The 22030-nt window shown below is 66.5% G+C and carries 32 protein-coding genes and 1 tRNA gene; 19 read left to right on the forward strand and 14 right to left on the reverse strand.

What is annotated here, in order from left to right:
* Positions 1-2 precede the first annotated feature (2 nt).
* The 15 genes from AC3WLD_RS04170 to AC3WLD_RS04240 all read left to right on the forward strand — a co-directional run bounded on the left by AC3WLD_RS04170 (position 3) and on the right by AC3WLD_RS04240 (position 9736).
* Complete coding sequence (locus AC3WLD_RS04170) at positions 3-389, forward strand: DUF1622 domain-containing protein (protein ID WP_492555672.1); 387 nt, start codon at positions 3-5, stop codon at positions 387-389.
* A 211-nt stretch (positions 390-600) separates the two neighbouring features.
* Positions 601-1830: a tyrosine-type recombinase/integrase gene (locus AC3WLD_RS04175; protein WP_492555673.1), complete on the forward strand. Its 1230-nt coding sequence runs from the start codon at positions 601-603 to the stop codon at positions 1828-1830.
* On the forward strand, positions 1827-2282 hold the full coding sequence (locus AC3WLD_RS04180) for a hypothetical protein (protein WP_492555674.1): 456 nt from the start codon (positions 1827-1829) through the stop codon (positions 2280-2282). The genes AC3WLD_RS04175 and AC3WLD_RS04180 overlap by 4 nt, the downstream gene beginning before the upstream one ends.
* 74 nt (positions 2283-2356) lie before the next feature.
* Positions 2357-2554, forward strand: a complete 198-nt coding sequence (locus AC3WLD_RS04185) for a helix-turn-helix transcriptional regulator (protein ID WP_492555675.1) — start codon at positions 2357-2359, stop codon at positions 2552-2554.
* A complete protein-coding gene (locus AC3WLD_RS04190; protein ID WP_492555676.1) occupies positions 2551-2949 on the forward strand; it encodes a hypothetical protein in 399 nt (132 codons plus the stop codon). Before AC3WLD_RS04185 ends, AC3WLD_RS04190 begins: the two co-directional genes overlap by 4 nt.
* A 65-nt stretch (positions 2950-3014) precedes the next feature.
* On the forward strand, positions 3015-3404 hold the full coding sequence (locus tag AC3WLD_RS04195) for a hypothetical protein (protein ID WP_492555677.1): 390 nt from the start codon (positions 3015-3017) through the stop codon (positions 3402-3404).
* A gap of 100 nt (positions 3405-3504) precedes the next feature.
* The gene (locus tag AC3WLD_RS04200; RefSeq protein ID WP_492555678.1) at positions 3505-3675 is read left to right on the forward strand and encodes a helix-turn-helix domain-containing protein; all 171 of its coding nucleotides are present in this window, start codon (positions 3505-3507) and stop codon (positions 3673-3675) included.
* Between the two features lie 7 nt (positions 3676-3682).
* Positions 3683-3928, forward strand: a complete 246-nt coding sequence (locus tag AC3WLD_RS04205) for a hypothetical protein (RefSeq protein WP_492555679.1) — start codon at positions 3683-3685, stop codon at positions 3926-3928.
* The gene (locus tag AC3WLD_RS04210) at positions 3925-5967 is read left to right on the forward strand and encodes an AAA family ATPase (RefSeq protein WP_492555680.1); all 2043 of its coding nucleotides are present in this window, start codon (positions 3925-3927) and stop codon (positions 5965-5967) included. Before AC3WLD_RS04205 ends, AC3WLD_RS04210 begins: the two co-directional genes overlap by 4 nt.
* 4 nt (positions 5968-5971) lie before the next feature.
* Positions 5972-6541 carry a hypothetical protein gene (locus AC3WLD_RS04215; protein WP_492555681.1) on the forward strand — a complete coding sequence of 190 codons (570 nt, stop codon included), beginning with the start codon at positions 5972-5974 and terminating at the stop codon, positions 6539-6541.
* Between the two features lie 26 nt (positions 6542-6567).
* Positions 6568-6981 carry a hypothetical protein gene (locus AC3WLD_RS04220; RefSeq protein WP_492555682.1) on the forward strand — a complete coding sequence of 138 codons (414 nt, stop codon included), beginning with the start codon at positions 6568-6570 and terminating at the stop codon, positions 6979-6981.
* On the forward strand, positions 6978-7421 hold the full coding sequence (locus AC3WLD_RS04225) for a hypothetical protein (protein ID WP_492555683.1): 444 nt from the start codon (positions 6978-6980) through the stop codon (positions 7419-7421). The genes AC3WLD_RS04220 and AC3WLD_RS04225 overlap by 4 nt, the downstream gene beginning before the upstream one ends.
* Positions 7418-7654 (forward strand): hypothetical protein, encoded by a 237-nt coding sequence (locus AC3WLD_RS04230; RefSeq protein ID WP_492555684.1) that lies wholly within the window; start codon positions 7418-7420, stop codon positions 7652-7654. Before AC3WLD_RS04225 ends, AC3WLD_RS04230 begins: the two co-directional genes overlap by 4 nt.
* A gap of 1 nt (position 7655) precedes the next feature.
* Positions 7656-8351, forward strand: coding sequence for a hypothetical protein (locus AC3WLD_RS04235; protein ID WP_492555685.1), 696 nt, complete (start codon positions 7656-7658; stop codon positions 8349-8351).
* Positions 8348-9736 carry a phage terminase large subunit gene (locus AC3WLD_RS04240; protein WP_492555686.1) on the forward strand — a complete coding sequence of 463 codons (1389 nt, stop codon included), beginning with the start codon at positions 8348-8350 and terminating at the stop codon, positions 9734-9736. Before AC3WLD_RS04235 ends, AC3WLD_RS04240 begins: the two co-directional genes overlap by 4 nt.
* Positions 9737-9852: 116 nt before the next feature.
* Here the strand turns inward: AC3WLD_RS04240 and AC3WLD_RS04245 are convergent.
* From AC3WLD_RS04245 to aguB, 4 genes are all read right to left on the reverse strand, one after another.
* Positions 9853-9928: transfer RNA gene (locus tag AC3WLD_RS04245), tRNA-Lys, on the reverse strand.
* 38 nt (positions 9929-9966) lie between these two features.
* Positions 9967-10809 (reverse strand): SDR family NAD(P)-dependent oxidoreductase, encoded by an 843-nt coding sequence (locus AC3WLD_RS04250; protein ID WP_492555687.1) that lies wholly within the window; start codon positions 10807-10809, stop codon positions 9967-9969.
* Between the two features lie 40 nt (positions 10810-10849).
* Positions 10850-11338, reverse strand: coding sequence for a 2-amino-4-hydroxy-6-hydroxymethyldihydropteridine diphosphokinase (gene folK / locus AC3WLD_RS04255; protein WP_492555964.1), 489 nt, complete (start codon positions 11336-11338; stop codon positions 10850-10852).
* Complete coding sequence (gene aguB / locus AC3WLD_RS04260; protein ID WP_492555688.1) at positions 11323-12183, reverse strand: N-carbamoylputrescine amidase; 861 nt, start codon at positions 12181-12183, stop codon at positions 11323-11325. Before aguB ends, folK begins: the two co-directional genes overlap by 16 nt.
* A gap of 74 nt (positions 12184-12257) precedes the next feature.
* Here aguB and msrA point away from each other — a divergent pair, with 74 nt between their 5' ends.
* Positions 12258-12788: a peptide-methionine (S)-S-oxide reductase MsrA gene (gene msrA, locus AC3WLD_RS04265; RefSeq protein ID WP_492555689.1), complete on the forward strand. Its 531-nt coding sequence runs from the start codon at positions 12258-12260 to the stop codon at positions 12786-12788.
* A 2-nt stretch (positions 12789-12790) separates the two neighbouring features.
* Here the strand turns inward: msrA and AC3WLD_RS04270 are convergent, their stop codons facing one another.
* Positions 12791-14041: an RsmB/NOP family class I SAM-dependent RNA methyltransferase gene (locus AC3WLD_RS04270; protein ID WP_492555690.1), complete on the reverse strand. Its 1251-nt coding sequence runs from the start codon at positions 14039-14041 to the stop codon at positions 12791-12793.
* Between the two features lie 71 nt (positions 14042-14112).
* Here AC3WLD_RS04270 and AC3WLD_RS04275 point away from each other — a divergent pair, with 71 nt between their 5' ends.
* The gene (locus AC3WLD_RS04275; RefSeq protein WP_492555691.1) at positions 14113-14289 is read left to right on the forward strand and encodes a DUF1674 domain-containing protein; all 177 of its coding nucleotides are present in this window, start codon (positions 14113-14115) and stop codon (positions 14287-14289) included.
* Here AC3WLD_RS04275 and AC3WLD_RS04280 read toward each other — a convergent pair.
* The 4 genes from AC3WLD_RS04280 to dksA all read right to left on the reverse strand — a co-directional run bounded on the left by AC3WLD_RS04280 (position 14286) and on the right by dksA (position 17294).
* Positions 14286-14702 (reverse strand): DUF4112 domain-containing protein, encoded by a 417-nt coding sequence (locus AC3WLD_RS04280; RefSeq protein ID WP_492555692.1) that lies wholly within the window; start codon positions 14700-14702, stop codon positions 14286-14288. The two genes, AC3WLD_RS04275 and AC3WLD_RS04280, sit on opposite strands and share 4 nt — an antisense overlap.
* Positions 14703-14708: 6 nt before the next feature.
* A complete protein-coding gene (locus tag AC3WLD_RS04285; protein ID WP_492555693.1) occupies positions 14709-16190 on the reverse strand; it encodes an ABC transporter substrate-binding protein in 1482 nt (493 codons plus the stop codon).
* Positions 16191-16269: 79 nt separating this feature from the next.
* Complete coding sequence (locus AC3WLD_RS04290) at positions 16270-16632, reverse strand: PilZ domain-containing protein (RefSeq protein ID WP_492555694.1); 363 nt, start codon at positions 16630-16632, stop codon at positions 16270-16272.
* Between the two features lie 203 nt (positions 16633-16835).
* Positions 16836-17294, reverse strand: coding sequence for an RNA polymerase-binding protein DksA (dksA, locus tag AC3WLD_RS04295; RefSeq protein WP_492555695.1), 459 nt, complete (start codon positions 17292-17294; stop codon positions 16836-16838).
* A 332-nt stretch (positions 17295-17626) separates the two neighbouring features.
* Between dksA and AC3WLD_RS04300 the strand changes: the two genes are divergently transcribed.
* Entirely contained in the window at positions 17627-17929 is a 303-nt protein-coding gene (locus AC3WLD_RS04300) for an SEL1-like repeat protein (protein WP_492555965.1), read from the forward strand.
* A gap of 431 nt (positions 17930-18360) precedes the next feature.
* On the opposite strand, the gene AC3WLD_RS04305 is transcribed toward AC3WLD_RS04300, so the two are convergent.
* Genes AC3WLD_RS04305 through AC3WLD_RS04325 form a run of 5 tightly spaced genes read right to left on the reverse strand, consistent with a single transcriptional unit; the run spans position 18361 to position 21600 of the window.
* Positions 18361-19488 (reverse strand): GNAT family N-acetyltransferase, encoded by a 1128-nt coding sequence (locus AC3WLD_RS04305; RefSeq protein WP_492555696.1) that lies wholly within the window; start codon positions 19486-19488, stop codon positions 18361-18363.
* Positions 19485-20249, reverse strand: coding sequence for a glycerophosphodiester phosphodiesterase family protein (locus tag AC3WLD_RS04310; RefSeq protein WP_492555697.1), 765 nt, complete (start codon positions 20247-20249; stop codon positions 19485-19487). Before AC3WLD_RS04310 ends, AC3WLD_RS04305 begins: the two co-directional genes overlap by 4 nt.
* Positions 20230-20700, reverse strand: a complete 471-nt coding sequence (locus AC3WLD_RS04315) for a RidA family protein (protein WP_492555698.1) — start codon at positions 20698-20700, stop codon at positions 20230-20232. The genes AC3WLD_RS04310 and AC3WLD_RS04315 overlap by 20 nt, the downstream gene beginning before the upstream one ends.
* On the reverse strand, positions 20693-21331 hold the full coding sequence (locus AC3WLD_RS04320; protein WP_492555699.1) for an HAD family hydrolase: 639 nt from the start codon (positions 21329-21331) through the stop codon (positions 20693-20695). The genes AC3WLD_RS04315 and AC3WLD_RS04320 overlap by 8 nt, the downstream gene beginning before the upstream one ends.
* Positions 21328-21600, reverse strand: a complete 273-nt coding sequence (locus AC3WLD_RS04325) for a DUF3572 family protein (protein WP_492555966.1) — start codon at positions 21598-21600, stop codon at positions 21328-21330. The genes AC3WLD_RS04320 and AC3WLD_RS04325 overlap by 4 nt, the downstream gene beginning before the upstream one ends.
* Before the next feature lie 51 nt (positions 21601-21651).
* Between AC3WLD_RS04325 and AC3WLD_RS04330 the strand changes: the two genes are divergently transcribed.
* Entirely contained in the window at positions 21652-22014 is a 363-nt protein-coding gene (locus tag AC3WLD_RS04330; RefSeq protein ID WP_492555700.1) for a response regulator, read from the forward strand.
* Positions 22015-22030: the final 16 nt, after the last annotated feature.

The raw sequence follows: 22030 nt of genomic DNA on the forward strand, positions 1-22030 counted from the left end.
CTATGGAACAGGTTCATGTCGTGATCGAGCAACTCGCCAAGCTGCTTGAGATTGCCGGCGTCGCGATCATCCTCGGCGGAGTGATCTTCGCGACCGGATGGTTCATGGCCCAAGGGCGTCGCACCCGCGACTGGCGGCTTGCTTACGAAACTTACCGGGCAAACCTTGGCCGCGGCATCCTGCTTGGTCTGGAACTGCTGGTCGGCGCCGACATCATCGGCACCATCACCGCCCCGCTGACGTTTTCGAGCGTGGGTCTGCTGGCGGTCATCGTGCTTATCCGGACATTACTGAGCTTTTCGCTGGAAACCGAGATCGAAGGCTGCTGGCCATGGCAGCGACGGCGCGCCGACGGTTCGGGAAGAGCATCGGGCCCATCCGAACGCTGACGTATCTGGTGGAAATGGTGAGCCCGACAGGATTCGAACCTGTGACCCGCTGATTAAAAGTCAGCATTGCCAGCCGGAACCAAGGGGAACTATCAGGAGGGGAGGGGTTGCAAACCCGCAGAAATGCTAGCATTGTGTGGAACAGAGCGGAACCTAGCTAACGCAACAGGAACTCCGCTGGTTAGACCAATGTTAGACGAAAGGCGGACAGATGCCCAAGCCAGCGGCCCTCCTGAAAGGCTTCGAGCGCGCGGTCGATAAAGCCAAGCCGACAGCGAAGCGCCAGGTCATCTTTGACGAGGCGACAACCGGCCTTGCCCTGATCGTTTCGCCGAAGGGCAAGAAGTCGTTTTCGATCGTCGCCCGCGACCCCTCGGGCAAGCAAGTGTGGAAGCGCATTGGCGACCCGGCGCTCATGGGAGTCGCAGAGGCCCGCACAGAGGCCGCACAGGTCGTTGCGCGCGTGAAGGCGGGCGTTGCCCCGCTGCTGCCCCCTGCGCTTCCTGAGGTCGCTCCTGAGACGTTCAAGGCGGTTGCCGAGCGCTTTGTCGAGCGCCACGTCGAAAAGCGCGAGCTGCGGTCCAAGGCGGAGATTGAGCGTCAGCTCGAATCCTATGTCTATCCGGAATGGGGCGAACTGCCTTTCGCATCGATCCGCCGGGCGCGCGTTATCGAACTGCTCGACAGGATCGAGGACCGCAAGGCGGGCGCGACAGGCGACATGGGCGGGCCGGTCATGGCCGATCGAGTCCTCGCGACGCTTCGGAAGCTGTTCAACTGGTATGAGGTCCGCGACGAGGAATATTCGTCGCCGATCGTGCGCGGCATGCGTGTCAGTCAAGCTAAGGACCGCGCTCGCAAGCGCATCCTGTCCGACGAGGAAATCCGCGCCGTGTGGACCGCATGCGATCAGGCAGGCACGTTCGGAGCCTTCGTGAAGGTCGCGCTTCTCACTGGCCAGCGCCGTGCCAAGGTCGCGGCAATGCGCTGGGAGGATATCGAGAACGGGATTTGGAAGATCCCCGCCGAGGCGCGCGAGAAGGTAAACGCCGGCGAATTGAAGCTGCCGAAGCTGGCGCTGGCGATCATCGAGGCGCAACCGCGGATTGACGGCAATCCCTTTGTGTTCGCCGGTCGCGGCAAGAAGGCGTTCAACAGCTTCTCCGATGGCAAAGAGCTGCTGGCCGAAAAGGCTCCGATCGCCGCTTGGGTAGTCCATGACCTGCGGCGGACGGCGCGCTCGCTCATGGCGCGCGCCGGGGTTCGTTCCGACGTGGCCGAGAGGGCGCTAGGGCACGTCATACAGGGCGTTGAGGGCGTCTATGACCGCCACGACTACCGGGAGGAGAAGGGCGCAGCCCTCGCGGCTCTGGCGGCGCTTGTGGAGCGCATTCTGCAGGGCGACCCGGCGAACGTGGTGCAGATGGCGGCGGCGCGATGACGGACCTTTCCGACTTCGAGCAATGGTCGCAGATCGAGCAAGCCTTGCACGGTAACTTGCGGCCGTTGATCGAGCTTCTCCGCTCGGGCGACCCGCTTACGAAGCAGACCCGGGACTACATCGCGGATGAAATCGAGCGGGCTCCGGACAAGCGCTTTCGCCGGCAACGGAGCGGGAGCCTGGAGGTCCGCGAGGCTGACAGGCTGCTCCTGTTTCGTGTCCATGGCGCGAAGCTGCACCTTGCCATGCGCCAATTCGGGGAGGAGGCGGACGATCACACGATCTATGGCGCACTTGACGGAATCAGCGACCGCGAGGCGCTCGACTTCCTCGCCGAGCATTACGGCTTGCAGGTGACGGAGGACGAGCTGAACAATGCGTTCCGGCGGACGAAACCGGGCATTTTCGACCCGCGCGGACCGCGCCGCAGGTTCAGGCGGTTGAAGCTGTAAGCAAATCCGATCCGCTTACCGTGCGCGAGTGAGCGGCAGCGGCGAGTGTTCTCCGGCAAACATTGGAGGCACTCATGCAGATATTACGGCCAAGTGAGACTGCGGCGAAGGTCGGTCTTTGCGATCGCCAACTTCGCGACCTTGAAGCGCAGGGACTTTTCCCCAAGCGCTTCCTCCTCAATCCGAACGGCGGCAGGGCCGTGGGCCACCTCGCGCACGAGGTCGATAAGTGGCTCGCCGATCGCGCCGCCAGCCGGGACGCGTCGCAATGAGCCCGCGCGCGCAATTGGTCGCGCTGGATCGGACCGTCATCGAGGATATGGTCCGCGCCCGCCATGCCGAAGGGGCGGCGCTGTCCGCCCTCCTGCAGCGCTTTGACGGCGCTTCGGCAAGTCCGTCCGCGCCGGACGCGGAGCAAGGGCGCTGGGATGCCCTGCTAGCCGGTCTGGAGGCTGTTGAGGCCACTCCGGCAAACGAAGCCAGCGACGACACGATCGAAGCTGCAGGGGAGCTTGCTGCGGCGCTCATGGCCATGCCCGCTGCGGCTGTCCGGTGGAAGCTCGACTTTCTGCTCAACGACGAAGGCAAGGGCGCGACGGGCGCATGGTCCGCTGAATTCATCGCACAGGCCGTTGCGGACTATCGCCGCTTCCTGGGGGGCGCGTGATGGCGACTGCGCCCATAACCCCCTCGCAATTTCCACCCGCTGCGGCTGCACTGATCGCGGCCCGGATGCTGAACAAGCACAGTCCGCGCGAGATCGCCGATGCGGTGGAGATTCTGATGGACCTGTTGGACCTCATGGGAGGAGATCCCGACGCGGAGCCGGACGGGACCGAAGAGGACAGCGACGGAGACGAGCGCGGCGATCAGGCTTGGCCGGAATGGCATACGCTTCCCGCTGCCGGCCGCCGTGCGGGGCATGCGTCACTTGGAGCGGTCAATGGCTGGGGGCCAGCGCATGAGGACGACGAGGAGGACGATCCTTCCGGCGTATCAGACGAGGATGGCGTCAACACCGAGCGATGGGCGCTGGCTGGCTATGGGCCGGGTTGCCCGATCGCCGATCCGGACTTCGGCATCGAGGACCAGGGCGAAGGGACTGCAGGGCTCGACTGCTGACATTCGCGCCCTCGCTTAACGCCAATCATCGGGCCGCGACACGCTCGCTAAACCCTTCCACGCGCACCGGCGATACCGCCGTGCGGTCGGAGTAGGCACTATGGAACCGATTACCATTTCATTCGAAGAGGCCGGCAAAATCTCGGGGCTTTCGCGGACCTTCCTGCGCCAAGCGATGGCCGATGGCCGGCTCGAAACCCGCAAGGCTGGCAGGCGTCGTCTCGTGCTCACCGCGTCACTGCGGAAATTCATCGACGAACTGGGGGCATGATTCTCCCATGGGCGAGATCGTCCCCTTTCCGGCATCCCCATTGCGATTCTGGCACGTCAGCCCGATCGGCAGCGCAGACCTTTGGCGCGCCGACTACTTTGGCCCGTTCGATGATTTCGAGGGAGACGCGCCCGAAATCCCCCCCAATTTCCGCTATTGGGCCATTCGGAACGCGCGCGAGCACCCGGCGCACTTCGGCTTGCCTGTGATTGTCCAGGCGGACGATCCGCGCGGGCGGGGGCGCGCCGCATGAACGCGCAAACCGTCATCGATCTTAGGCAGGTCGCCGCTCACTACGGCGGCAAGTCGCACGGCGGCCAATGCAACATCCCGACGCCTGGGCACGGCAAGCGCGACCTTGGAACATCGATAACTCTCAAGGCCGGCGCGCCGGATGGTGTGTTGATTCACTGCCACAATGGCACTGAGGCGGACGCCCTCGCGGTGAAGGACATGCTTCGCCGCGACGGCTTCCTTCCTGATCGCGAACACAACGGCAGGCCAGTGTGGTCCGGTCCTGTGGCTGCAGAGACGCGCCCTGCCGAACGGCACGCGGTGAGGCTCGAGACCGGGCAGCGCATTGTCGCGACCTTTCTCTATGAGGACGGCGACGGGCGGCTGCTCTACCGCAAGCACCGTATTGAGCCGGGTGAGGACGGACGAAGCAAGAGCTTCAGGTTCGATCGGCCAAATGGTGCTGGCTCATGGCTCCCCGGCACCGGAGGAGAGGCCGTCCCCTATCGCCTTCGCGATCTTGCGTCCGCGCCAAAGGACGTTCCGCTGTTCATGGCCGAAGGTGAGCGCAAGGCGGACAAGCTCGCCAGTTGGGGGCTTCTCGCGACTTCGCTCAAAGATTGGAAGGGGTTCGAGTTTAGCGGCTACGTCCGCGGGCGGACGGTTTTCATCCTGCCCGACAATGACACGACAGGCGATCAGCAAGCGCGACGCGCACAGGAGGGCGTCGAAACCGCAGGCGGGAAGGCACACAGGATCGAGTTGCCCGGGCTTGGAGAGGGCGAGGATATTCTCGACTGGGCCGGCACGCTGGAGGATCTGCAACGGCTTGCAGACCGCGAGGCGAGCGCGCGATCACGCTTGCCGGTCATCGACTTCGCCCACTGGGGCGGACCGCCGCCGGCGCGGGAATCTGCCTGGGGTGACTGGCTTCCCCTGCGGCAAACCACAATGCTCACCGGCTCAGGCGGGACGGGGAAATCGCTTCTCACCCAGATGCTTTCGACGTGCATTGCGATCGGCCGCCCATTCCTGGGGATGGATACGCGCGGCATGAACGCGCTCTACGTCACCGCAGAGGACGACGCGGAGGAGCTGTGGCGGCGACAGCACTCAATTTGCTTGTCGCTGGGCGTTCCCTTGCAGTCGCTTTCGGGCCGGCTGCATCTCGTTTCGCTCGCGGGTGAAGCCGAGACCGCTCTAGCCAGCTTCGACCATGACGGCCGCATGAAGGTCACGGACCGTTGGCAACAGGTCCGCGAGGTCGCGGAGGCGGAAAACATCCGTTTCGGCGCTTTCGACAATGCCACCGATATGATGGCCGGCGAGCACAATGACGTTCACCAGGTCGCGGGCTTCGTGAACCTGCTCACCGGCTTCGCTATCGATCGCGACGGCGTTTCCATGATCCTGCACCATCCGAACAAGAACGGCGACGATTGGCTGGGTTCGATCGGGTGGCACAACAAGGTTCGATCACGCCTCATTATCAAGCGTCCGGATGGCGGCGACCCCGATGCGCGGATCATCGAGAACCCCAAGGCGAACTATAGCCAGACCGGCAACCAGATTGCATTCCGCTGGCACGAGGGCGCATTCGTTCGAGATCAGGACTTGTCCGCCGACACCGCTCGCCAACTCCGGGAGGTGTCGGTTGCGAACGGGGAGAACGCCGCGTTCCTCGCCTGCCTTCGCGCCCGCGCGTCGCAGGGGGATGGCCGAGAAGTCGGACCTTCGCCGGGGCCCAACTACGCACCCGCACAATTCGAGGGCATGGCCGAAGCCAAGGGCTATCGCAAACCGGCGCTGAAACGCGCGATGGAACGCCTCTTTGCGATCGGCGCAATCCGCTCCGCAACACTCCGAGATCGCAAGGCCAACCGCGACAAAATCATCATCGTGGAAGCCGTGGAGCCCTTGCACAACGCAGCGCACAACGGCAGCACAACACACTCGCACAACGGCGCACAACCCCCGGCACAACCCCGCACCACACACACCCTAGATACTACGTATCCAGAAGGCGCGTCCCTTGGGGCCGACGCGCCTTATGAGTGAGAGGGTGGCCACCCCGATTTTGACGCTCGCTAAAAAGGGCGTCGCTGCGGACAGGCTGCGGCAACTCGCGGACGATTGCGAGGAGCGCGCGCGCCGATCGGACAGCGAGGAGGCGCGAGGCCAGTATCATTCGATCGCGGACAGCGCGCGGCGGACTGCGATCATGCGGGGCCTGGACGAATTGGACCGGCTGCAGCGCCTTCGCTTGCTGCGGATTAGGCTGGCAGTTGCGCGCTCCTATGATGGCGAACCGCTCGAATTGCCTGATCCTGTTGACGTGGAGTTAGACAGCGAAGGCTCGCGTCGGATTGAACAACGAAATTCCGCCGTTTCGCAGCCTTCCCCCGCTGATCAATCATCAGCGGTGCCGGCCGAGGCCCGCAATGCCAGACAGCTCGCGGCGGCGTTCGGAGTGCCGGAGCGAACGGCGCGCTACAGGATCATGAGCGGTGCGACGCAAGGGCGCGCTGGCTTCTATCGGCAGGGCTCGCACTGGTATGCGCTGCCCGAGGCATTCGCAGTCACTTGCCGAATTTCTGCCGATCGATCCCGCTCCGTTACGCAGCGGCCATGACAGCGCCGATCACGCACAGGCCGCTCATGAAGCGCGGGCGCAAGCCCAAGCCCGCCCCCGAGGTCGCGGCCATGATCCCGGTCGCAATGCCGGACCGCATTCGCGCCCTCGCGGGCGATGGCTTTTCAATGGTGGGCGTCGCCTTCTCGCTTGGCATCGGGAAGGACCAGCTAGCGGCATGGATGGACCGCGACCCGGCGCTCAAAGAGGCGTTCGATCAGGGCCGCGAGATCGAGCGCCGCGCCCTGCACAACAAGCTCTTTCGGCTGGCCATGGAGAAGGACAACGCCCCTGCGGCCATGTTCCTCCTCAAAGCCCGCCACGGCTACCGCGAGGGCGACCAGAGCGAGCACGGCAACCGGGTGAATGTCACGATCGCCCTGCCCGGCGCGATGACGCTGCAGCAATTCAACGGCGCGGGCAAAGAGGGCGGGCAATGAGCAGTTTCGAGGCGCAGCTAAAGGCGTTCGCCGACAAGACGAAGGAACAGCTTGACGACGTGGTGGCGCTCACCGTGTTCAAGATGGCGGAATCCGTCATCCTCCGCAGCCCGGTGGGCGATGGCGACTATTGGAAGCATCCTCCCCCCAAGGGCTATGTTGGGGGCCATTTTCGGGCCAACTGGCGCTTAGGCATCGGGGAGAAGCCCGAGGGAATCGTCCCGAATATCGACCCGAGCGGCGGGCACACGATCGCCACGATTCAGGCCGCGATCCCCGAGGAAGCGGCGGGCAAAACCTACTTCATCGCGAACAACCTCCCATACGCGCAACGGCTGGAGGAGGGATGGTCGCGGCAAGCGCCTGAGGGGATGGTCGGTCTGACCCTCCTGCAATTCGACAACGTGATCGCAACGGCAGTCCAGGAGTCCAAGAAATGAGCAACGACACCCTTCGAATCCTTGGCGAAGCCCTCGCCAATATCGCCGGCAGCATCGCCGAATGCGTCCGCGCGGACGTGGCGAACCATCCCAGCTCTACGCATGCCGAGCACTTCGATTCGTGCCTGAGAGGCGAGTGCGCGCGGCTCCGCGGCATCGGGCACGATGGGCTTGCTGCCTCACTGGAAGCCATGCGCGCGCCGGCCTTGCGGCTCATGACGGAGGGCTGGTGAGATGGCGAAGCCGGACACCCGCGACCCCATGGTGAAGGCCATGGAAGCGATCGTCGAACGCATGGGCGGCGATCACCCTGCCACGGTAAAAATGCGTGGCGAGGTCCACCGGCTCCGACAGGCTGCGGAGGCGCTTGACCGGGTGCGGGCAAACCGCAGCCCGCTCGATACCGAGGCGGCGCACGCGATGAAGGTCGCCAAGATGGCGCGCAAGCTGGGTGAAGAGAATACGGCGGCGTTGAATCGCGCGACAAAGACCTGGGCGGACGCCTACGCCGATACGCAGCGCCGGATTGAGGACAAGATCAACCTTCGCCCCGACGCTTTCGCGCAGGAAATCCGGACCGCGTTTCGGGCGATGAATGGCACTGCAAGGATCAAGGAGATCGCGCGCCTCATTGACGAAAACCGGGGGCCGGAACTGGCCGCGATCGTGAAGGCTCCGCCCTCATTGACCGGGCTGTCGAAGGAACAGCTTGCCAATTTCGAGAAGGCGATCGTCTCGAAGCACGCTGAGGCGGAGATGCAAGAAATCGATCATATCGCGGAAATCTACGACGCGGTTTCCGTGGCGACCCGCGCGGCAAGCAGATTGGTCCGCGAGATGACCGATCCGGGCAAGCTCGCGGCGATCGAGGCCAGCGCGGCCGCAGCGAATGAGGCTGGGGAAGGGTTCAACCAGTCCCTGCAGCAATGACGCTGGACTTCAACGAATTCCAGATTCGCGCGATGGAGTTGCCCGAGGAGGTTGACGCCTTTCTCGGGGGCGGGCGAGGCGGCGGCAAGTCATACGCCCTTGCCCTCCTCGCGCTCCGCCACGTCGAGCAATACGGGAACGCGGCGCGCATCCTCTACATTCGCCGGACCTATAAGGGGCTTGGCGACTTCGAATTGATCGCCCGCGACCTGTTCGGGACCGTCTATGGCGGCGCGGCGCGCTACAACGCTTCGGAGCATGTGTGGCGCTTCCCCAACGGCGGCTACATGGAATTCGGGCAGCTCGAGACGGCTGCGGATTATACCAAGTATCAAGGCCGGACCTTCACGCTCCTCATGGTGGACGAAGCCGGCCAATATCCAGATCCCGGCTTGCTCGACATTCTCCGATCGAACTTGCGCGGTCCAAAGGACGTGCCGATCCGGATGATCGTCGCGGCGAACCCGGGCGGCGTTGGTCACCACTGGCTTGCCAAACGCTACGTGTTCAAGTCCGCGCCCTGGACGCCCTTCACGGAGGAGAAATCGGGACGCCTGTGGGCCTACTGCCCTTCCACATACGAGGGGAACCAATTCATCGATCGCGACCAGTATGGGGAGCAATTGCGGTCGAGCTGTCCCGACGATCCCGAATTGCTCCGCGCATGGGTTCATGGCGATTGGGCCATTGCGCGCGGGGCCTACTTCGCGAGCGTTCTGGACGAAGCGCGCAACGCGGTCGATCCATGGCAAGCGGTCCCCCGAGTTTTGGCCGGCTATGGGCCAGGTCGCTCCTGGACAACCTACCTCGCGCACGACTTCGGAAGCAGCGCCCCGAGCGTGACCTATCTTGTCGCGCTGTCACCCGGCGCCGAAGGTCCGGACGGCAAATTTTACCCTCGCGACAGCCTGATCCTGTTGGACGAGCTGGCGACCAACAAGCGCGACCGGATGAACGAGGGCTTGGGATGGACTGTCCCGATTCTCTCCGAGGAAATCGTCGCCATGTGCAAGCGCTGGGGTGTGGCAGCGCGCGGCGTGGCGGACGACGCGATCTTTGCGAACACCGGCAGCGGGGCGGGGAGCATCGCCGCGGAATTCATGCGGGCGGGGGTCCATTTCCACCCGGCGCAAAAGGCCGATCGGCTGACCGGGTGGAACATCATGCGCCGGCTGCTGTCCGACGCGGGCAAGCCGGACGTGCCGGGGCTCTACATCGCGCGGACGTGCGAATATTTCTGGGCCACCGTGCCTTACCTCGCTCGCGACCAGAAGCGGGTGGAGGACGTGGATTCATCCGGTCCGGACCATGGCGCGGACGCGGTTCGCTACGGCTGTCTGCGCCGCGACTACGGAATCAAGCGGATGAAGCTGGGCGGCTGGTAGCAAAAAGCCGGGGTCGCAAAATTATTTTCGAGTTAGACAGGATGTTAACTCGGGTGCGCGAGCGGCCAAATCCCTCCCTTTGCGGCTCCAAATAATTCAGCAAAATCAGGGAGTTATGGTGAGCCCGACAGGATTCGAACCTGTGACCCGCTGATTAAAAGTCAGCTGCTCTACCTACTGAGCTACGGGCCCGACCAAGGCGCGTCACCTAGGGGGCGGGGCGGGGGTGGTCAAGCGTCGGCGGGTGCGAACGACAGTCCGCTGCCGATCGCGCGCAAGGCCTCGACGTCGGTGCGCAGGCTTTCGGCCTTGGCATTCGCCATGAACAGCGCGTCATCGCCGAGCGGCGCGCGCAGCGGGGCCGGGTCCATCGCGGCGATCTTGAGCAAGGCCTGTGCGAACTTTGCCGGGTCGCCCGGCTCCTTGCCGCCCATCGCGCTGATCTGCTTGCGGCGGATGCCGCCGGCGCTCTCGTCATAGGCGGGATCGGGCGCGGTGCTGGCCGGGTGGTCGCGGGTGAGCAGCGCGGTCCGGAATGCACCGGGCTCGACGATCGTCACTCCGATGCCAAGCGGGCCGACCTCCCCTGCCAGCGCCTCGCTCATGCCTTCGAGCGCGAACTTGCTGGCGCTGTAGAGGCCGACCCATGGCACCCCCAGGATCCCGCCGCCGGAACTGACGTTCAGGATCCGCCCGCGACCGCGCGCCCGCATGTGCGGAAGCACCGCCTGGATGGCGTGAAGCGGACCTATGAGGTTGCTCTCCATCACCGCGCGCACCGCCTCCGGCGAAACGTGCTCGACATAGCCTTCGAGCGCGTTGCCGGCGTTGTTGACGAGGATGTCGATTCCCCCGGCCGCCTCGGCCCGGGCGACGGCGGCGAACACCGCGTCGCGGTCGGTCACGTCAGCAAGGCACGCGTGCGCGCGGCCCGACGGATGGGCCTCGAATTCGCGCGCCGCGGCTTCCCGCCTGAGCAGCCCGAACACGGTATCGCCGCTGTCGAGCACCGCGTCGGCGACGGCCTTGCCCAGTCCGCTGCCGACGCCCGATATCATCCAGATCCTTGCCATGCGGGCATTGGACCACGCGGCGGGCGAGTCGGAAAGGGGTTCAGCGGCGCAGGCGGAAAAAAAGTTGACGGATCGTCAGGCTGGTCAGGGGGTCGCGCCAGGTCGCGGCGATGCGCGTGGCCGGTCCCAGTACGAAGTCGCGCGTGCGGAAATGCGGGTGGGGGATGACGAGCCGGTCTGCGGTGAAAGCCCCGCCGCTCCACAGCACGATGTCGAGATCCAGCGTGCGCGCACTCCACGCCCGGCCGCGGCGCTGGCGGCCGAAGGCGTCCTCGATGGCGTGGAGCAGGGCAAGCATCGCCTCCGGCTCGCGCTCGCTCTCGATCACGGCGGCGGTGTTGGCGTAGCGGCGCAGCGAGTGGCCAAGCGGTGCGCTCGCAATCACCGGGGCGACCGCGAGGATCGTGACCTCTGCCGCCAGCCGCTCGAGACTGGCGCCGAGGACCCGCCGCGGGTCACCCCAGCGCGGATGCCGCTGGTTCGAACCGAGCGCGACGAGGTAGCGGTGGCGGCTCAGACGTCCTCGCAGATCCGGCCGTAAAGCTGCGGCCGGCGGTCTCGGAAGAAGCCCATCCCGGCGCGGTGGGTTGCGGCGCGGGCAAGGTCGAGCGTCTGAACCAGCACGCCGGTCTCAGCGCCGCCGAACTCGGCGAGATAGTCGCCCCATTCGTCGGTGATGAAGCTGTGGCCATAGAAGCGCTGGCCGTCCTCGGTATCGATCCGGTTGGCGGCGATCACCGGCATGCAGTTCGACACCGCATGGCCCAGCATCGCCCGCCGCCACATCCGGCTGGTGTCGAGATCGGCGTCATAGGGCTCGGAGCCGATCGCGGTGGGATAGAACAGCAGCTCTGCCCCCATCAGCGCCATGACCCGCGCGCATTCGGGATACCACTGGTCCCAGCAGACGCCGACGCCGATGCGGGTGCCGAAGACATCCCACACCTTGAACCCCGAGTTGCCGGGGCGGAAGTAGTACTTCTCCTCGTATCCCGGCCCGTCGGGAATGTGGCTCTTGCGGTAAGTGCCCATGATCTCGCCGTCGGGGCCGATCATTGCGAGGGTGTTGTAGTAATGCTGCCCGTCGCGCTCGAAGAAGCTGGTCGGGATCGCGACCTTCAGCGACTTCGCCAGCCGCTGCATCTCGCGCACCGAGGCATCCTCGGCCAGCGGGGCGGCGAGGGCGAACAGGGCTTCTTCCTCGACCTTGCAGAAATAGGGGCCGGCAAAGAGTTCGGGCGGCAGGATCACCTGCGCGCCTTGGCCTGCCGCTTCCTCGACCAGAGCGGCGACCGCGGCGATGTTGGCCGCCGGGTCGGCATCGCCCAGGGCCAGCTGAAGCGCGGCGACGGTGATTTTACGGTCAGTTGGCATGGCTGGCCTCCTAGCCGATGACAGATGGCGGGGGCCACCCTATCTTTCCAGTCCAGCTATTGCAGGATGATACGATGGAACAGGCGATTTTCGCGGGCGGTTGCTTCTGGTGCGTGGAGGCGGTGTTCCGCGACGTGATCGGGGTGAGCTCGGTCGAAAGCGGATACATCGGCGGCAGCGTGCCGAACCCGACCTACAAGCAGGTGTGCTCGGGAAATACCGGCCATGCAGAGGCCATCCGCGTGGGCTTCGATCCGGACGCGATCTCGCTTGGCGACCTGCTCGACGTGTTCATGGGGACGCACGATCCGACGCAGCTCAACCGCCAGGGCGGAGACATCGGCACGCAGTACCGTTCGGCGATCTTCCCGCTGGACGACGCCCAGCGGGCCGAGGCCGAAGCGGCGATCGCGCGGTGGAACGCCGAGCACCCGGGGCAAACCGCGGTCACCACGATCGAGGGTCCGGCGACCTGGTATCCGGCCGAGGACTATCACCAGGAGTACTGGGAAGGCGAAGGCCAGCGGAATCCCTACTGCCTCGCGGTGATCCCGCCCAAGCTGGCCAAGCTGCGCAAGAGCTTTGCCGCAAAGGTAAAGGCGTAAGGCTAGCGCCGAAACCGCGCCGCAAAGAAGCCGTCGAGCCCGCCCGCGTCGGCGAGCATCCCCGGATCGGTGCGAAGCCACCCTTCCGGGGTCGGTTCGATGCCCTGAGGCAGCTCTTCGGTGCCGATCGGGTCGGGTTCGAGGCCGTTCGGGACGCCCGCCCGGTCCTCTCCTTCCTCGCGTTCCAGCGAACACACCGCGTAGACCAGCCGCCCGCCGGGTGCGAGCCAGCCGGCGGCCCGCTCAAGCATCCTGCCTTGCAGTTCGGCCAGTCCGGCGAGGTCGGGAATGCGGTGGAGCACGTCCGGGTGGCGGCGGCAGGTGCCGGTGGCGCTGCACGGCGCATCGAGCAGGACCGCGTCGAACGGCGCGTCGGGCTCCCAGGTCAAGGCATCGGCGGCGACGATTTCGGCGGAGAGCCCGGTGCGGACGAGGTTGGCCGAGAGCCGCTCGAGCCGGCGCGCGGACTTGTCGAGCGCGGTCACGGCCCACCCAGCGGCGGCGAGCTGCATCGTCTTGCCCCCCGGCGCGGCGCAGAGATCGAGCGCGCGGCGGCCCTCGCCCTGGCCGAGGAGTCGGGCCGGCAGGCTGGCGGCGAGATCCTGCACCCACCACGCGCCCTCGCCGAAGCCCGGCAGCGCCTCGACGGAGCCGGCGCGGGCCAACCGGACATGACCCGGCAGCAGCGAGCTTCCGCCCAGCCGCTCGGCCCACTCCGCCGTGGAGGCCGGGTCGCGCAGCGCGAGGTCGAGCGGCGGCGGCTCGGCGATCCCGGCGGCGATCATCGCGGTGCGCCCGGGCCAGGAGATGTCCCATCTGGCTGATACCGGGGCGGGCAGGGTGGGAATAGCAGGCAGCTCCGGCTGGCGCTTCAGGAGGGCCGAAAACACGCCGTGCGCCAGCCGCCGCGGTCCGCCCATCAGCAGCGGCAGGCCGGTCGCGATCACCGCGTGCGGCGGCAGGCCCAGCCGCAGCGCCTGGACCAGCATCAACCGCAGCACGCTGCGCGCCTTGGCGTCTGCCGGAAGCGGCTGGCGCGTTGCCGAGTCGATCAGCGTATCGAGATCGGGCAGGCGGCGCAGCACTTCGCTCGCGATCGCGACCGCCAGCGCGCGATCGTCGCCGCGCTCGAGCGCGCGCAGTTGCGGCGGGGCGACCTGGTCGAGCGGCTCGCCGCGGTTGAGCACGGCATCGATCAGGCGAAGCGCCACCTTGCGGGTGGCGTGGCCGGCGGTCTCTTCGGGAGCGGGCATTATCCGCCTATCGGGACTTGCAGCCCAGTTGGCAATTGCCAGAGCATTCTCGAACCACCATCATGTCGGGCATGACCAAGCCCTTCGAACGCGCGACCCGCCGCCCGGCTGAATTCCGCCGTCCTGATCACTGGACCAACGATCCGGCGCCGCAACCGGAACCGATCCGGACCGACGGCGATCCCGAGGAGGTCGATCCGACCCGGTTCGGCGACTGGACCCTCAAGGGTATCGCCATCGATTTCTAGAGGTCGATCACCCGCGTTTCCGGGTGATGCTTGTCGAGGTGCTGGCGGATAATCCTGAGGTTCCGCGTGTTCGAGCGGAACAGGAAGTCCGCTGCGTCGCCCACGAACGGGATGAAGCCCAAGAGCATGTCGAAGCCGACATTGCCGCCCATCCGCCACAGCTTCCACTTGGGCAAGCCGAGGTTCTTCGCCTCCCACACCAGCCAAGCGCCCAGGGCGGCGGTCATGACATCGCCGAACACCGGAACCAGCCCGCCGATGGCGTCTAGCCCGACCTGTCGGTTAATCCCCGGGATCGTGATGCTGCGCTCCAGGATCCGCTCCATGGCCTCGATCCGCTGGCGGACCGAGGCGGGATCGCGGCCGAAGCCAGGTATGTTCGTGCGGTCGAAACCGCTGCCGGTGCTGTCCATGCTCCCTTATCTGGGAAGCAGTGCCATCGGCGGCAAGGGATGCCAGCCCCACGGGCTGGGCGCGAACCCGGAAACCGAGCTGCGGACCAGCGACCAGCGCAGCGGCCGGGCGAACGGGATGAAGCTGTTGGTCGAGGTCAGTTCGGCCTCCGCCTCGGCCAGAAGGGCGGAGCGCTGTTCCGGATCGGTCGCGGCGCGCGCTTCGAGCAGGCGGGCATCCGCAATCTCGCTGCAGACGGCGCGCCCGGCGGCGCAGCTCAGCTGGTTGAGGAACCAGGTGGCGCGGCCGTAGCGGGCGACGACATCGACGAGCCGGAGTTCTGCCGGGGCATTCTCGCCCACCGCCCGCACGGTCACGCCGATCGCGGCGAAGTCGGCGGAAAGGTGATCGAGGATGATTCGGCTGCCGGGCCCCTGGGGCAGGGCGAGGCGCAGCACCGGACCGGCGTTGCCCCCAGCCTTCCACCGCGCAACCCGGGCCACGGCGTCGGACCTGCGCTCGTCGAGGCTCATTCCGGTCCACCGTTCGCCGACGGTGCCGAGGTCGTCCTCCACATCAGGCGAGACGATGCGGGTGGTCGGCTGCCAGCCGGAGATGTTGAACGCCCCGAGCAGGCCGTCACGGTCAATCGCCATGGCGAGCGCTTCACGGTTGGCCGGATTGGCGAGGAAGCCGTCGCCCCGTTCCACCGAGAGGCCGAACAGGCCGATCACCGGATCGAGCCTGACATTGCCGCGGATCAGGCCGCTCGCGCCGGCAAGCGGAAGCGAATCGATCCGGCCGCCGACCACCGCGTCGCTGTCGCCGTTGTTGAACCGCTCGACCGCACCGGCCGCGTCCTCCAGCCGCACGCGCACGACCAGCGAGCGGTCCTTGAAATCGCGGATCGCAGGCAGGCCCATCTGCTCGGGCGGGATCAGGCGGAGCGCCAGTTCCTGTCCCTCGCGCTGCATTGCCATCGGCCCGGTGCCCCGCTGCTTGAAGGCGATGCCCAGTTCGGGCTGGGCGAGCAGGGTGAGGAGGTCGGGCACGGGGCTGCGCAGCCTGACTTCGACGACGCGGCCCGCCATTGCGCGGATCTCGTCGATTTCGGCGAGGTCGAGCGCGAGCGCCGTGCCGCGCAGCCCCGCGATGGTGCGGCGGAGCGTGGCGGCGGCCACTTCGCCGGTGATCGGACTGCCGTCGGCCCAGTTCGCGTCGCGCAGGCGGAAGATGTAGCTGCGGCCGTCGTCGGTGACGATCCAGCGGTCGGCCAGTGCCGGGATCACGCGACCTTCTTCGTCGAAGCCGACCAGCCCCTCGACCGTCGCGGCGCGCAGCACCCGGGCTGCGGACGAGAGCCGCGCCCCGCTTTCACGGGTCGCGGATTCGCTGCCGACGATGGAAATGCGGACCGTGCCGTCGCTGCTGCTGCCGCACGCGGCGAGGCTGGCGGTCGCCGCTGCGGCCAGCAGGAATAGGCAGGCTTGGCGAAGCGCACGGGCCATTGGCCGAGCGCTAGCAGATCGCGAGCGCCGGGTCAGCGTTCACGCGGCGGAGAAATGTGGATCGCGGCTTCGCCGGGGATCAGATCTTGCGGACCTGGCGCGGCTCTTCCGGCGCGGCGATAGGCGGGCGGACGAAGCGCGGGGCCGATTCGCCGGCAATCTGCTGGGCGCGGGCTCCCTGGGGGTCGATGTCTTCGAGGAACGCGACCCCGAACCGGTTGTCCTGGATCCAGGCGACGACACCCTCGATCCAGCCGATGTTGCGGATATTGATCTTGAGCGGCGTCCCGCGCAGCACCCGCACCGGGCCTTCGGCCATCATCCCGCCGGCGGAGAGATTGCGGACCTTGACGCGGAACTCCTCGGCTGAGCCATCAAGGCGCACGTCGGCCATCAGGAAGAAGCTGTCCCGCCCCAGTTGCCGATGGTCGAGTTCGTTCACCTGTAGTTGTCCGCTGTCCTCGATTGGCCGGACCGGAAGCCCTCGCGCGCGGGGAACTCCGGATCGACCGCAAGATTCGCAAAAGTGTCTGGCCTTTCGCTAAACGCAATTGGCAAACAAACGCTTAAGGCAGGCGGCGATTAACGGTGTCGCGGCGCGCGCGGCATCCGGCGGGCGCTGGCCGGCGGACCCGGCCAAGCGCCTTACATGTCGCGGGAAATCTTCTCGCGGCGCTCGTGGGCCTGCTGTGCTTCGACCGTCATCGTCGCGATCGGGCGGGCAATGAGGCGGCCAAGGCCGATCGGTTCGCCCGTCACTTCGCAATAACCATACTCGCCCTCGTCGATCCGGCGGATGGCCGCGTCGATCTTGGCGATCAGCTTGCGCTGGCGGTCGCGGGTGCGAAGTTCGATGCCCCAGTCGGTCTCGCTCGAGGCGCGGTCGTTGAGGTCGGGCTCGCGGATCGGGCCATCCTGCAGCGAGGCGAGGGTGCCCGCCGCCGCAGAGAGAATCGACTTCTTCCACTCAAGCAGCAGGCGGCGGAAGTAATCCTGCTGTGCCTCTGACATGTAGGGTTCGTTGTCGCTGGGTTGGTAATCGCTGGCGATCGCGCGTTTCGCCTTCGCCAGAACGTCGATCTCGTCGCTCAACATCGTTGTCACCGGGCCCTCCACGTGGTCCGTTCCTCTGCGCTGGTCCGCCCTTGCCACCTGGCCGGGCGGAACTCGTTGGCCGCGCCTATAAGGGCGGGCCCTGAGAGGCACAAGCCGTCGCCGTGCCTCTTAGGTGGAGAAAGATGAAGCGCGGCAGAACGGGTGCACCGCACGATTCCTTGCATTGCGGACCGAATCCGGTTTCGCCGTTAACCATTTGTTGACCGTGATCGGTGACCTTCGCTTTACCAGGCCGCCACAGGGGGATGGCCTGACCGGGGGTAAGTCCGATGCAGCAGGGTTCCATCCACCTCGTTCCGAGCCAGCCCGCCACGTTCTCGATGATCGACGGCGATCACCTTTCGGGCGGCGACATGCTCGTCGCCACCTGCCTCGCCGCGGCGGCGCAGGGGGACCATTCCGCCTATTTCGACCTCGGCGTCGCCTATTCGACCGGCAGCCACGGAGTCGATTGCGACCTGGTCGAGGCGCACAAGTGGTTCAACCTCGCCGCCGTCGCCGGCCACGAAGACGCCGCGATGTGCCGCCACGACGTGGCCGAGGAAATGACCGCCCGCGAGATCGCCGAAGCCCAGCGCCGCGCCCGCGAATGGCTGCGCGCCGAAACCCGCCGGGCTGCTTGAGGGCGTGCAGCTACGAAGGCTTTCGAGCTAAAACAGCTTCGAAACGACCATGTACGCAACGCCAGTCAAGCCGATTAGCGGTACCGCTAAATCCCATGCACTGCCCACGTGAACCCAATCACCATCCTCAGCCACGAGGCCGGTATGCGGTTTGAGTTCAGAGCACGGAATTCCGGTGTCGCAGCTAATTGCTAGCCTGAACCGGTTCCAAATGTCTGGCGTGCCGAGATCGGCTTGCGGAAGTTGTCCTAGCAGGGCCTCGTAAACGTCACCTACTGTGGCCCAGTCTCCGGCTTCAGTGTAGTCGAGAGTTACCCCAAATTCCTTTTCTACGGCACGAAGGTGCCCGATCTGAGCTGCATCGTAGCTGGCTGGTCGGTCGACTGTCACCAAATCATCATTGCGCCCGATCGCCCGGAGTCAATTCCTTACTACTTCCTGAACGGCGCGCGCCCGGCCAGATAGAGCCGGTCCTGCGCGACTCCTGCCCGCTCACGCTCGAGGAAATCGGCGACGGCGGCGCGGAAGTTCGGGTCGGCGATGAAGTGGGCCGACCAGGTTTCGACGGGTTCATAGCCCCGCGCCAGCTTGTGCCCGCCCTGCGCCCCGGCTTCGACCCGCGGCAGCCCCAGTTCGATGGCCGCGTCGATCGCCTGGTAATAGCACAGCTCGAAGTGGAGGAAGGGCTTGTCCACCACCGAGCCCCAATATCGGCCGTAGAGCGCCTGCTCCCCGATGAAATTGAGCGCGCCGGCGATCGGCATGTCGCCGTCGAAGGCGAGGACCAGCAGGACCTTGTCCGCCATCCGCTCGCCGATCAGGTCGAACGCGGCGCGGGTCAGGTAAGGGCGGCCCCACTTGCGTGCGCCCGTGTCCTGGTAGAATTCCCAGAACGCGTCCCAGTGCTCGGGCTGGATGTCCGCGCCGGTCAGGCGGCGAATCTCGACACCGTCCTGCGCCCTGCTGCGCTCCTTGCGCAGGTTCTTGCGCTTTTCCGACGACAGCGCGGCGAGGAAATCATCGAAAGTGGCGTAACTGCGATTCTCCCAGTGGAACTGGATGTCGCTGCGCAGGAGCCAGCCAGCCTCCTCGAAGTAGGGGAGTTGCGCCGGCTCGATGAAGGTCGCGTGGGCGGATGACAGGCCGTTGCTTTCGCACAGCTGCTCGGCCGCGCGGAGCAGGGGCAGGGCCAGATCCTCGCGCCCGCCCAGCAGCAGGCGCGGTCCGGTGGCCGGGGTGAACGGCGCGCTGATCTGGAGCTTGGGATAGTAATTGCCGCCCGCGCGGTGCCATGCGTCGGCCCAGCTATGGTCGAACACGTATTCGCCCTGGCTGTGTGACTTGAGATAGGCGGGGAGCGCGGCGGCGGGAGCACCGGCTTCGTCCTCGATCACGATCGGCAGCGGGCTCCACCCGCTGCGCCCGCCGACGCTTCCCGAGTCTTCGAGCAAAGCGAGGAAATCGTGAGAGACGAACGGGTTGCCGCTGCCGGCGAGGCGGTCCCAGTCCGCCGGCGGGACCTCCTTCACCGCCTTGTGGATGCGCGCGACGAGGCTCACGCGATACCCGCGCCCTCGGCGATCGGCGCGTCGGCGTGGGCGGCGGCGCGGCTAGCCAGCTCGGCATCGCGGACGGTCCAGGTCAGCACCGGCAGCCCGCGCCTGCGCTGGGCGGAAGCGAACCGGCTCGGCAGGTCGCGGACGTCATAGGCGAGGAACTGCGGCTTCCCCAGCCACAGCGACCAGTGCCGCTTCGCCTGCGCCAGCACGGTCCGCTTGCCGTCCTCGGTGACCACCAGCCCGTGGACGATCCGCGGCGAATAGCGATGGAACCAGCGCGACACGCGGGGGTCGAAGCTCATCACCGCGACCGGCCCGCGATAGCCTTCAAGCACGCGCCGCACCGCGAGGCACAGCGGGGCCACCCGCAAGTCGCGCTTCGACTTGACCTCGACCAATAGCGGAACCCGCCCGGCGATCTGGTCGAGCAACTGGCGCAGCGTCGGGATCGTGTCGCTGCCGCCCTTGAGCACGATCTTGCCGAGCTGCGGCGCGCTGCGCTCGATCACCGCGCCGTCCTCGCCGGTCAGCCGCTCGAGCGTCCAGTCGTGGAACACCATCGCCTGCCCGTCGCTCGATCGCTGGACGTCGCATTCGATGCCGTAGCCGTGCTCGATCGCCGCGGCGAAGGCGGCCGGGGAATTCTCCGGCACGCCGGCTCCATGCAGTCCGCGGTGGGCATAGGTCACCCCGCGCAGCCAGCCGACCTCCGCCTCCTGCGGGGCCGGGCTCAGCCAGCGGTCAAGCAGCGCGAACGGCAACAATCGCGTCGACCTCCACCGCCGCGCCGAGCGGGAGCACGGGCACGCCGACCGCGCTGCGGGCGTGCTTGCCCGCTTCGCCCAGCACCGAAACCATCAGCTCGGACGCGCCGTTCGCAACCTTGGGCTGGTCGGTGAAATCGCCGGTCGAGCTGATAAACGCGCCGAGCTTGACGATCCGCTCGACCCTGTCGAGCGAGCCGCCGAGCGCGGCCTTGACCTGCGCCAGTATCATAAGCGCGCAGGCCTGCGCCGCCTTCTGCCCGTCCTCCAGCGAAACGTCCTCACCCAGCCGCCCGCGCACCAGCTTGCCGTCCACGAACGGGAGCTGTCCCGACACATGGAGCAGGCCGCCGACCTCGACCACCGGCACATAGGCGGCGACCGGCGCGGCAGCTTCAGGAAGGGTCAGGCCGAGTTCGGCAAGCTTGGCCGTGACGGCGTCAGTCATCGTTTTCTCCGTGTATCCGTTCGAGCAGCCACGGCAGCGCGGTGGCCCAGTCGTCGATCCGCGCATGGGCGTGGCCGGCCTTGTGCGCGCAGTCGATGTGCGGGGCAAGCATCGGCTCGCCGCAGAGGTGGAGGCGGGTGACATGGGGCGTCACCTCCGCGACCGAGCCGTGGTGCTGGGGCAGGTCGTCGATGAAGAACGTCCGCCGGCCGTGGCCGTACTCGTCGAGGATCGCCTTCAGCGCCGGGCCCTTCGGCCCCTGGTTGGTGAACACCCGCGCCTCAATCCCGACGTTGCGGAGCTGTTCCGCCCGATGCTCGGCGCGGTGGTCGGTGAGGTTGGTGAGGATCACCACGTCCGCGTGCCGGCCGAGCGTGTTGACCCCCTCGACCGCCCCGGCGATCGGCTTCTGCCGGTGCATCTCTGTGTCGAAGAACAGGTTGAGCAGGCGCCAGACGTCCGGGCCCGAAACCAGCTCTCCGTTCGATCGCCAGCGCAGCGCATTGCCGAAGTCCGCCCCGACCATCGAGAATTCGACGTCGTGCGCCTCGCTCAGGAAGTCGCGGAACGGCGCGACCATGTGCAGCAGCACTTCGTCGCAATCGCTGATGACGAGCGGGCGCTCGCTCATGAAAGGTCTCCTTGGACCGCGGCGAGCTGCTGCGGCGAGATGGCGAGGGCCTCCGCCGCGGCGACGAGATCGGCCTCGTTGGCGCAGAGGAATTCGATGACCGCCCCCAGCACCGCGGAATCGCCGAGCCCGGCGCGCAGGGCGTCCGGCGTGAGGCCGGTCAGCGCCAGCAGCCGGTCGGCCCGCTGGCCATCGGACAGCACCCAGCCGAGCGCGGAGAGCGCGATGGCGTGGGAATCTGCGGAAGGGGCAGGAGCGCGGATCAGGATGGGGGCCTTTTGCGGGTAGCGGGCGGCATGGGGCGGATGTAGGATGGCTCAGTGGCAAAGAGAATATTGGTTGTCGAGGACAACGACCTCAATCGCAAGCTGTTCTGTGACCTCCTGAAGGCGAACGGCTTCGTCGTGGATCCGCTGGCCGACGGCCGCGAGGCGCTGGACCGCGCCCGCGATTTCGTCCCCAACCTCGTCATCATGGACATCCAGATGCCCGAGGTTTCGGGGCTCGACCTGATCGAGGCGATGAAGAAGGACAAGGACCTGCGCGCGATTCCCGTGCTGGCGGTGACCGCCTATGCCGGCAAGGGCGACGAGGAGCGGATCCGCGATGCAGGCGCGGAGGGGTACCTCGCCAAGCCGGTGTCGATCGGGCCGTTCATGGCGGCGGTGAACCGGCTGGTTTGAGGATACATCCGTAGAT

The sequence above is a fragment of the Novosphingobium sp. FW305-C-111 genome (assembly GCF_058783565.1).

Coding starts and splice junctions, on each gene's coding strand:
- AC3WLD_RS04315 (WP_492555698.1), bottom strand. CDS start 20,700: ATGACTGACGCCGTCACGGCCAAGCTTGCCGAACTCGGCCTGACCCTT.
- AC3WLD_RS04195 (WP_492555677.1), top strand. CDS start 3,015: ATGCTGAACAAGCACAGTCCGCGCGAGATCGCCGATGCGGTGGAGATT.
- AC3WLD_RS04175 (WP_492555673.1), top strand. CDS start 601: ATGCCCAAGCCAGCGGCCCTCCTGAAAGGCTTCGAGCGCGCGGTCGAT.
- AC3WLD_RS04280 (WP_492555692.1), bottom strand. CDS start 14,702: ATGGACAGCACCGGCAGCGGTTTCGACCGCACGAACATACCTGGCTTC.
- AC3WLD_RS04210 (WP_492555680.1), top strand. CDS start 3,925: ATGAACGCGCAAACCGTCATCGATCTTAGGCAGGTCGCCGCTCACTAC.
- msrA (WP_492555689.1), top strand. CDS start 12,258: ATGGAACAGGCGATTTTCGCGGGCGGTTGCTTCTGGTGCGTGGAGGCG.
- AC3WLD_RS04225 (WP_492555683.1), top strand. CDS start 6,978: ATGAGCAGTTTCGAGGCGCAGCTAAAGGCGTTCGCCGACAAGACGAAG.
- AC3WLD_RS04185 (WP_492555675.1), top strand. CDS start 2,357: ATGCAGATATTACGGCCAAGTGAGACTGCGGCGAAGGTCGGTCTTTGC.
- AC3WLD_RS04240 (WP_492555686.1), top strand. CDS start 8,348: ATGACGCTGGACTTCAACGAATTCCAGATTCGCGCGATGGAGTTGCCC.
- AC3WLD_RS04300 (WP_492555965.1), top strand. CDS start 17,627: ATGATCGACGGCGATCACCTTTCGGGCGGCGACATGCTCGTCGCCACC.
- aguB (WP_492555688.1), bottom strand. CDS start 12,183: ATGCCAACTGACCGTAAAATCACCGTCGCCGCGCTTCAGCTGGCCCTG.
- AC3WLD_RS04285 (WP_492555693.1), bottom strand. CDS start 16,190: ATGGCCCGTGCGCTTCGCCAAGCCTGCCTATTCCTGCTGGCCGCAGCG.
- AC3WLD_RS04230 (WP_492555684.1), top strand. CDS start 7,418: ATGAGCAACGACACCCTTCGAATCCTTGGCGAAGCCCTCGCCAATATC.
- AC3WLD_RS04270 (WP_492555690.1), bottom strand. CDS start 14,041: ATGCCCGCTCCCGAAGAGACCGCCGGCCACGCCACCCGCAAGGTGGCG.
- AC3WLD_RS04275 (WP_492555691.1), top strand. CDS start 14,113: ATGACCAAGCCCTTCGAACGCGCGACCCGCCGCCCGGCTGAATTCCGC.
- AC3WLD_RS04180 (WP_492555674.1), top strand. CDS start 1,827: ATGACGGACCTTTCCGACTTCGAGCAATGGTCGCAGATCGAGCAAGCC.
- AC3WLD_RS04190 (WP_492555676.1), top strand. CDS start 2,551: ATGAGCCCGCGCGCGCAATTGGTCGCGCTGGATCGGACCGTCATCGAG.
- AC3WLD_RS04250 (WP_492555687.1), bottom strand. CDS start 10,809: ATGGCAAGGATCTGGATGATATCGGGCGTCGGCAGCGGACTGGGCAAG.
- AC3WLD_RS04235 (WP_492555685.1), top strand. CDS start 7,656: ATGGCGAAGCCGGACACCCGCGACCCCATGGTGAAGGCCATGGAAGCG.
- AC3WLD_RS04320 (WP_492555699.1), bottom strand. CDS start 21,331: ATGAGCGAGCGCCCGCTCGTCATCAGCGATTGCGACGAAGTGCTGCTG.
- AC3WLD_RS04170 (WP_492555672.1), top strand. CDS start 3: ATGGAACAGGTTCATGTCGTGATCGAGCAACTCGCCAAGCTGCTTGAG.
- AC3WLD_RS04220 (WP_492555682.1), top strand. CDS start 6,568: ATGAAGCGCGGGCGCAAGCCCAAGCCCGCCCCCGAGGTCGCGGCCATG.
- AC3WLD_RS04200 (WP_492555678.1), top strand. CDS start 3,505: ATGGAACCGATTACCATTTCATTCGAAGAGGCCGGCAAAATCTCGGGG.
- AC3WLD_RS04205 (WP_492555679.1), top strand. CDS start 3,683: ATGGGCGAGATCGTCCCCTTTCCGGCATCCCCATTGCGATTCTGGCAC.